Raw genomic sequence first — 7,847 nt, forward strand, 5'->3', positions numbered from 1 at the left:
TTTGCCAGCGTCTACACCGAGATCGCCCAGGCGCTGCGCGCCGCACGCAACGGCGCCGCAGCGCCGACGGATCTGAGCTTTCCGGACATCACGGACGGCGTGCACGGCATGGCCTTTATCGAAGCGGCCATGCGCTCGTCACGCCAGGGCGGTGAGTGGGTGGGGGTGGACGAGGTCCTTTGAGACGGCGGCGCGCCGGGTGTTACAGGGTCAGGGTTGCGCTCGAAACGCCAATTGAGCCGTAGCGTTGGCACTTTGACGGCGTGGGGTCTTGGTGAAGAAGCTGTCTGAAGACGAAACGCTTGCAGTGGCGGGCAGCACCGCCAGAAACTTGCCAGCCAGGCCATCGCCGGCATCGGCACGTGTCTGCCACATGGCCAGGAACTGCTCGCGGCTGTAGGTGCGGTTGCCCATGCTGGGGTCGGCCAGCCACACGGTGTCAGCACTGATGCCGCGCAACACCGTGAAATGATCGTCCTTGCGCTGCTTCACATAGACGATGACCGGAATCTTCAGGCGCGCAAGCTGCTCCCAACTCGCGGCAAAGCCCTGAGCCCTGAAACCAAAATGCGGCAGGGCGCGGGCCATGTCCTCAAAGCTGGCCCGGCTATCGCTCTTGTCCATGGCCTTGAGCAAGGCATCTTCGGTCACGCTCTGACCATGGAAGCTGTTGAGCAAGGTGGCCATGGATGCAGCGCCGCAGGAATAATCCAAGTCTTGCTTGACGATGCGTTCGTCGCGCAGAGTCTTCCAACTCTTGACCGGGATGAGTCCATGGACAGAGTGGGTCGCCAGCAGTACCGCTTCGGGGCCGGGCGGGGTGTTGTCAGCCCGAGCCAGCGCAGCAAACAGCAAAACACAGCAGCCCAAAGTCCGCACAGACCGGGCCATGCTCATGCGCCGGCCCCACCGGGAACCAAGCTCGCCATGACCACACCCACCAAGCCTGAAGCCACCAAGGCAGGCACCAGCCCAATGACAATGCCCGCGATGCCGTAGCCCAGGCTGGCTTTCGGGATGGCGCCCGCCAAGGCATTGCCCGCGACCCACATCGAATACAGCCATAAGGGCAGGGTCAGGAGTGGCGGCACACCCAGCGCCGTCAAGCCCGCGCCCAGGGTGTCGGCCACCAACCAGGCTGCGGCCATCAAGTTGAACAGATCGCCATGCCCGTCCCAACGGCCACCGCGCTTCATCCACCAGCGCAGCACGGCCACGCTGACCAGGAAGCACACCCAGGTGAGGGCCCGCCCCAGGAACACGGCCAGCCACAGCGGCTGGTCCGGGGCACCGGACGGTGCGGCGCGAAAGCTCGGGTCCAGGCCCACCAGCACGCCGATGAGGAAGATGGCCAGTACCGATTGCCAGCGGGGGAAATCAGAGCGCGAGAAAGGGATTTCACGCAGGGCAAAAAGTGAAAATGCTGTGAGAATCATGCCGTTGTTTCTCCTTGGTGCATGTTTTTTGAATCACTTGGAAGAGGTGGCCGAAGAGGCGATGATCAAGAGCAGAATCAGGCATGCGAGGCCCACACAATCGATGACGTTTTTGGTTGTTTTAGGGGATAGACCAAGCCACTTTGCCAATCTTTCAAAGAAAACAGAATCGATTCTTGCGCGCACTACGATCAGGTTCAACGACATGATTCCGGCCATTAGAATCAGATGCCATATGCTCGCTCCCCATAAATATATGATAAATAGTAAAACAGCATTCAATAGTGCTCGAAGAAGGATTGGATTTTTCATTGACTTCGAACTGCGGGGGCACCCCAAAGGGTACACCCGCAAACTCCTCTTGGTTACCAGCCCGCGCGACCAGCAGCAACGCTGCCAATAATTACGACTCTCGGTACAAGATACCATGCCGCTGCACTGCCACCGGTAAATCCTGTCACGGCACCGATAGCCGCTGAACGACCAATAGAGCGCCAACTCCACTCGCGACCTGCACCCAATCCACCCAATTGATAGCCGGCCTCTGCGAGGCCACCAACGAGCGCGCCAGCCGCTGCCCCCCAAGGTCCGACAGCCCCCTCCGTCTCCTTCATATCCTGATCCGACAATGCCGCCAATTGCATCGGCTTGTCCGCCTGCTCGAACATCGCGTCAATGTCCGCCTGGCTGAAAGCCGCCACGGGCAGGGCTTGCAGGTTCTCCACCTGGGCCTCACTGGCGTGCGCCTGAGCCGACAGCAGGCCGGCGGTGGCCAGCGCGAGTGCGGCGTGTTTGAACTTTTTCAGTATGTCCATTGTGATGTCTCTTTTATGACAGATGACCGTGACCAGAGGCCTGGCGCTGATTGTGTTCCATGGCGCGCCGAGCGCCATGCACGTCCCGGCAGCAAGCATACCTAAAACTGTCGAAAGAAAAACCGCATATTGATGCCATGGCGACAAGTCGGAGCATGGAAGAAGCGGGCAACGACAACAGGCGAAAGACTTTGGCATTGACGCTCCCTTCGACGGGCATGAACCTCAAGTGCCCTTGCATGGACACAGCCGACAGCATGCTCAAGCCGTACCGTGCCCCGATGACCTTGACCACCGGTGTCGTTTCTGCAGGGGCCCATGTGGCGATCTTCGGGTACTCATACTCGCGCCAGTGGTTCGCCAATACCGGGTCCTGCTGCCATGCGCGGTACAAGGGGCGCTGCGGCGTAGAGTCCGGCGCTCCCGCGGTCCCGGCCCCGCGTTTCTCCTTGCGCGAGTGGGTGCTGCGCTACAGCTTTCTGACTTGGCACAACATCGCCAACCTGTTCCGGCAGACCGCCATCGTCGCGGTCGGAATGACCTTTGTGGTCCTCTCACTGCGAACATCGATTTGTCCGTGGGCAGCCTGATGGCCTTTGGCGGCATACCGGTGGCCACTTTGCTCACGCTGGCCAGCGGTGCGTTGATCGGCGCCGGCATCGGCGCGCTGTTTTGCTCATATGTGCAAAAAAGCATATTTTGCGCCCTCATGATATTCCCTGAAAACGCTTTTCATTCTCCCGAAACCCCCCGATGTTCCCCACAATCTGCAAAAGACGAGCACACGCTGACCATCTGAACAAACCAAACTGCCTGGAATTTATTGGAGAACCACCCACATGATGCATCGAATCCGAATCGCCCCCGCTGTGCGCGCCTTTCTCGGCGCTGCCGTCGCCGCAGCCGGTATGGCCGTGCTGGCCCCGGTGGCTCAGGCTGCGGGTTTGAAAATCGGCTTTAGCCAAGTGACGTTGCAGTCGCCGTTCTATGTGCAGCTCAAGGAGGGCGCCGAGGCCGCGGCCAGGGCTGGTGGGGATGAATTGATATTGCTCGACGCGAATGGTGACGTGAACAAACAGAACAACGACATCCAGGATCTGCTGACGCGCAAGGTGGACGTGCTGATCATCAATCCGGTGAACCCGGACGCCGTCAGGCCCGCGCTGGCTGCGGCCAAAAGGAATGGCGTTCCGGTAATTACTGTGGACCGCAGCGTCAACGGGGATGGCCCGACCGCGCATCTGGGCCGCGACAATCTGAAAATGGGCCGGGTCGTGGGGGAGGCGGTGCTCGCCGAGCTGAAGAAAAAGGGCCTGAGCCGGGGCAAGGTCATCGAGATCCAGGGCGACGCCGGCGGCACCGTGATGGCGGCGCGGCGCGACGGTTTTCATGCGGCGCTGAAGAAATCGGGCTTCAAAATCGTTGCCGGCCCCTACGCCGAATACACCCGCGCCAACGCCGTGACCGCGATGCAGGACTTGTTGCAGGCGCACCCCGACGTGAATCTGGTCTACGCGCACAACGACGACATGGCCATGGGGGCGCTGAAGGTGCTCACCGAGGCCGGCAAGAAGGACGTGTACGTGGCCGGAGTCGATGGCCTCTCGGAGGCCCTGGCGAGCATGTCCAGCGGCGGGCAGTACCTGGCCACTGCGTTGAACGACCCGCGCTATCTGGGCGATATGGCGGTGCAGACGGCGCGCGAAATCAGGGCCGGCAAGAAAGTCCCCGCCTTCGTCGATGCCGGCACCCGGGCCGTGACCCGGGCGAATGTGGCCGAGTTCAAGCGCACCGGTTTGTTTGCCGAATACCGTCCTGCGGTCTTCAAGTAATGCCTGGTCGCTGCCATCCCATGAACGCCAGCCGCCCCCGCACCATGCGTGCAGCCGTGATGCACCAGCCGGGCGATATCCGGCTGGAAAACAAACCCAAGCCCGAGGTACAGGCCGGCCACGCGTTGGTCAAGGTGGCGGTATGCGGGGTGTGCGGCTCGGACATTGCGCGCATGCTCCACAAGGGCGCGCACCGGATGCCGCTGATTTGCGGGCATGAATTCTCCGGCCACGTCGAGGCCCTGGGCCCGGGTGTGCAAGGCTTTGCCGTTGGCGACCTGGTCACCGTGCCGCCGCTGCTGCCCTGCGGTGCATGCGCGCAGTGCGCGCGCGGCTTTCCCTCGCGTTGCAGCGATTACGACTATTTTGGTAGCCGCCGCGACGGCGCCTACGCCGAATACGTGAATGTGCCGGAAAAGAATCTGTTCAAGTGCCCCGAGGGCATGGACCCGGCGGCTGCGGCGCTGACCGACCCGGCCGCCGTGGCGCTGCACGCGATCTGGAAGAGCCGGTTCACGCTGGGTCACGTCGGCGCCGTGGTCGGCTGCGGACCGATTGGCCTGTTCGCCATCCAGTGGATGAGGCTGCTCGGCGCCCGGGACGTCATCGGCGTGGACATCGACCCGAAGAAGCTGACCTTGGCGCGCCAGGCCGGTGCCACGCACACCGTGCGCAGCGGCGAGCCGATCGACGGCCTGCCCCCGTGCGACCTGGTCATCGAGGCCGCAGGCCAGCCCACGGCGATCAACCAGGCCATCCGCATGGCAGCGCCCGGCGGCATGGTGGTGTGCATAGGCATTCCCGCGGGCGACGTGGCGCTGCAGGGCGCGAGTTTCAACCACCTGCTGCGCCAGGAAATCACGCTGACCGGCGCCTGGAACTCGTTTGGCACGCCCTTCCCCGGGCAGGAGTGGGTGGTATCTTTGGCCAAGCTGGCCAGCGGCGAGTTGCAGTGGAGATTCATGATCACGCATGACCTGCCGTTGGCAGCGCTGAAGTCCCTTTTCCAGAGTTTTGCCCAGAAAAAAGAGGCTGCTGCGAAGGTGCTGTTCCGCCCCCACTGAGGGGGAGGTCGGACAGCAGCGCGTGGCCATCGAATCAACGCCCAGCCGGTGTTTGCCAACCGGGGGCACAGGAGACATGCAGTGGCAGTCGTCATGGGTCTGGATTTCGGCACCGGCAGCGTGCGCGCGGGTCTGTACGACAGCGCGTGCGGTGCGCTGGTTGGCTTTGAGCAGGCCGGCTACGACACGCGCCACCCCCGGTCGGGCTGGGCCGAGCAGTCGCCGCTCGATTGGTGGGCGGCCCTGGGCCGGGCCAGCCAGGCGCTGATGGCCCGGCACGGCCGGCCCCGGGTGTCGGCGCTGTGCGTCTGCACCACGTCGTCAACCGTGGTGGTGAGCGATGCAGCGGGTACGCCGCTGCGCCCGGCCTTGCTGTGGATGGACTGCCGCGCCAGCCAGGAGGCCGCGCGGGTGCCGGACCCGCCGCATCCGGTCATGGCTTTCAGTGGCGGCGCGAACGCCGTCGAATGGCTGGTTCCCAAGGCGGCCTGGCTGGCACGCCATGAGCCTGGCGTGTATTCCCGGGCGGAGCGCATCTGCGAGGCGCAGGACTTCATCAACTTCCAGCTCACCGGGGCCTGGACCGCGTCCCGCCTGAACGCCTGCTGCAAATGGAATTACGACCCGCTGCAGCAAAAATTCTTTCCCGAGCTGTTTGCCGCGCTCGGCGCCCCCGGTCTGCTCGACAAGCTGCCAACGCAGGTGGTTCCGGTGGGCGGGGTCGCCGGCCATCTGTCTGCGGCGGCCCGGGAACATCTGGGGTTGCGCGGGCAGGTGCTGGTGGCGCAGGGCGGCATAGACGCGCACATGGCCATGCTCGGCGCCGGCACCATCGCGCCCGCGCAGTTGCTGTTCATCGGCGGCACCTCCATCGTCCATTTGATCCACACGGAAAACCGCATCGCCGCGCCCGGCATGTGGGGGCCTTACCCGGATGCATTGATCGCCAACTCCTGGCTGATCGAAGGCGGCCAAGTGTCGGCCGGGTCGGTGATGGACTGGCTGGCCGGCAAGATATTCGGCCTGGACGCCGCCGGTCAGCGCCAGCTCATGGCCGAGGCGGCGCGCGAGCTGCCCGGCGCCAGCGGGCTGCTGGTGCTGGACTATTGGATGGGCAACCGCACGCCCTACCGCGCGCCCGATTTGCGCGGCGCGGTGCTGGGCCTGACGCTCTCGCACGAGCGCGCGCAAATCTACCGCGCCGCAGTGGACGCCGTGGCGCTGGGGTCGGCGAACGTGGTGCGCGTGCTCGAGCAGTCCGGCGTGCCCATTGCGCGCGTCGTCGCTGCCGGCGGAATCCAGAAGAATCCCCTGTGGCTGCAAGCCACCGTCGATGCCTGCGGCATGCCCTTCGACGTGGCCGACCAGGAGAACCTCACGCTCATCGGCGCCGCGATCTCGGCGCTGAATGCGCTGGGCGAGTCGGCCAGCCTGGTCGCCGGGGTGCACAAGCACGCGCAGCCGTTCCGGCGGCTCCTGCCCGACCCCGGAATGCACGCGCGCTATTCCCGGATGCTCGCGCGCTACCGTGCGGCCACCGAGGCCGTGCAGCCGCTGTTTGCCGGCCGCGGCGGGAGCGCGCCATGACCCGCAGGCGGCGCGAGAGCGGGCGCAGCGCCACGGTGCACGCCGATGAGCAGTTGTCCGCGCGCATGGGCTCGCAGGAGCGGCGCGAGCAGATCATGGTGCAGATCGCCAAGCGCTACTACCACCTGGAGCACACGCAGGCCGATATCGCCGACACGCTGGGGCTGACCCGCTGGCAGGTCGGGCGCCTGCTGCGCGAGGCGCGCGAGGCCGGCATCGTGCGCGTGGAAATCATCCCGCGCCCGACCCGGCGCCTGGCGCTGGAAAACGCGCTGCAACAGCGCTACGGCCTGCGCGAAGCGCTGGTGCTGCAGAGCAGCGCGGAGGACGCGGCAACGCTCAGCACCGCGGCGAAGAGGCCGGGCGCTACCTGGCCAGCCTGAGTCCCAGGCCGTCGCTGGTGGGCGTCTCCTGGGGGCACACGATGAGCGCGATGGCCCGCTGGCTGCCCGTGGGCTGGAACCGGGGCGTGCACGTGGTGCTGCTCAATGGCGTGGCGAACATCCGCGAGCACGGCGGCCCGGTGCACGGCGTCGCCGAACGCTTTGCGCAGGCGGCCAAGGGCCTGGCCACGCTGCTGCCGGTGCCGGCGATCGTGGGCAGTTCCAAGACCCGCCAGGTGCTCGAAGAGGACCCGGTCATCGGCGAGGTGATGCGCCTGGGGCGCGAGGCCTCCGTGGCCTGCGTGGGGATTGGTTCCTTGTCGGAGAACTCGGTGCTGGTGCAGTCCGGCTACATCGATTCCGGCCTGCTGCAGACCCTGCTCGATGCCGGTGCCGTGGGCGACATCCTGGGCCGTTTCATCGACGCAGAGGGCCACATCATCAGCCCCGACTTGGACGCCCGCACCATCGGGCTGGCGCCCCAGCTGCTGCGCGACAAGGCGCACGCGATCGGCGTGGGGGTCGGCCGGGCCAAGCACCGGGCGGTGAAAGCCTGCCTGCTCGCGCGCTACATCAACGTGCTGGTGACGGATGAGGCCAGCGCCGAATTCTTGCTGGAGAAAACATGAGGACCGACGCCCATCCCCTGCGACCGGAGGTGCTCAGCGTGCGCCATCTGGCCAAGACCTTCGCGCCGAATGCGGTGGCGCTGAGCGACGCCTCGCTGAGC

At 65.2% G+C, this 7,847-nt stretch carries 11 protein-coding genes and 1 pseudogene; 8 read left to right on the forward strand and 4 right to left on the reverse strand.

Annotated elements, in window-relative coordinates; all coding sequences use genetic code 11:
* Window positions 1-183, forward strand: a pseudogene (locus tag VTU_RS33695) (gfo/Idh/MocA family oxidoreductase); the annotation flags it as partial.
* Between the two features lie 27 nt (window positions 184-210).
* Here the strand turns inward: VTU_RS33695 and VTU_RS0117070 are convergent.
* From VTU_RS0117070 to VTU_RS27830, 4 genes are all read right to left on the reverse strand, one after another.
* Window positions 211-897, reverse strand: coding sequence for a C39 family peptidase (locus VTU_RS0117070; protein ID WP_081479866.1), 687 nt, complete (start codon window positions 895-897; stop codon window positions 211-213).
* Window positions 894-1,436: a hypothetical protein gene (locus VTU_RS0117075; RefSeq protein ID WP_010106399.1), complete on the reverse strand. Its 543-nt coding sequence runs from the start codon at window positions 1,434-1,436 to the stop codon at window positions 894-896. Before VTU_RS0117075 ends, VTU_RS0117070 begins: the two co-directional genes overlap by 4 nt.
* Window positions 1,437-1,469: 33 nt before the next feature.
* Window positions 1,470-1,637 (reverse strand): hypothetical protein, encoded by a 168-nt coding sequence (locus tag VTU_RS33700; RefSeq protein WP_169315418.1) that lies wholly within the window; start codon window positions 1,635-1,637, stop codon window positions 1,470-1,472.
* A 164-nt stretch (window positions 1,638-1,801) separates the two neighbouring features.
* Complete coding sequence (locus tag VTU_RS27830) at window positions 1,802-2,251, reverse strand: hypothetical protein (RefSeq protein ID WP_010106404.1); 450 nt, start codon at window positions 2,249-2,251, stop codon at window positions 1,802-1,804.
* A gap of 155 nt (window positions 2,252-2,406) precedes the next feature.
* Between VTU_RS27830 and VTU_RS35885 the strand changes: the two genes are divergently transcribed.
* From VTU_RS35885 to VTU_RS27835, 7 genes are all read left to right on the forward strand, one after another.
* Entirely contained in the window at window positions 2,407-2,841 is a 435-nt protein-coding gene (locus tag VTU_RS35885) for an ABC transporter permease (protein WP_201766156.1), read from the forward strand.
* Window positions 2,829-3,050 carry a hypothetical protein gene (locus VTU_RS34465; protein WP_010106408.1) on the forward strand — a complete coding sequence of 74 codons (222 nt, stop codon included), beginning with the start codon at window positions 2,829-2,831 and terminating at the stop codon, window positions 3,048-3,050. Before VTU_RS35885 ends, VTU_RS34465 begins: the two co-directional genes overlap by 13 nt.
* A gap of 40 nt (window positions 3,051-3,090) precedes the next feature.
* Window positions 3,091-4,083 carry a substrate-binding domain-containing protein gene (locus tag VTU_RS0117095; protein WP_010106410.1) on the forward strand — a complete coding sequence of 331 codons (993 nt, stop codon included), beginning with the start codon at window positions 3,091-3,093 and terminating at the stop codon, window positions 4,081-4,083.
* Between the two features lie 20 nt (window positions 4,084-4,103).
* Window positions 4,104-5,147, forward strand: a complete 1,044-nt coding sequence (locus VTU_RS0117100; RefSeq protein ID WP_010106412.1) for a galactitol-1-phosphate 5-dehydrogenase — start codon at window positions 4,104-4,106, stop codon at window positions 5,145-5,147.
* A gap of 81 nt (window positions 5,148-5,228) precedes the next feature.
* Window positions 5,229-6,734, forward strand: coding sequence for an FGGY-family carbohydrate kinase (locus VTU_RS0117105; protein ID WP_029554512.1), 1,506 nt, complete (start codon window positions 5,229-5,231; stop codon window positions 6,732-6,734).
* Window positions 6,731-7,117, forward strand: coding sequence for a sugar-binding transcriptional regulator (locus VTU_RS35010; protein ID WP_236610775.1), 387 nt, complete (start codon window positions 6,731-6,733; stop codon window positions 7,115-7,117). Before VTU_RS0117105 ends, VTU_RS35010 begins: the two co-directional genes overlap by 4 nt.
* 17 nt (window positions 7,118-7,134) lie before the next feature.
* Window positions 7,135-7,746, forward strand: a complete 612-nt coding sequence (locus tag VTU_RS27835; RefSeq protein WP_236610776.1) for a sugar-binding transcriptional regulator — start codon at window positions 7,135-7,137, stop codon at window positions 7,744-7,746.
* Window positions 7,747-7,847 lie beyond the last annotated feature (101 nt).

Origin of the sequence: Verminephrobacter aporrectodeae subsp. tuberculatae At4, assembly GCF_000193225.1 — a bacterium.
GTDB lineage: Bacteria > Pseudomonadota > Gammaproteobacteria > Burkholderiales > Burkholderiaceae_C > Acidovorax > Acidovorax aporrectodeae.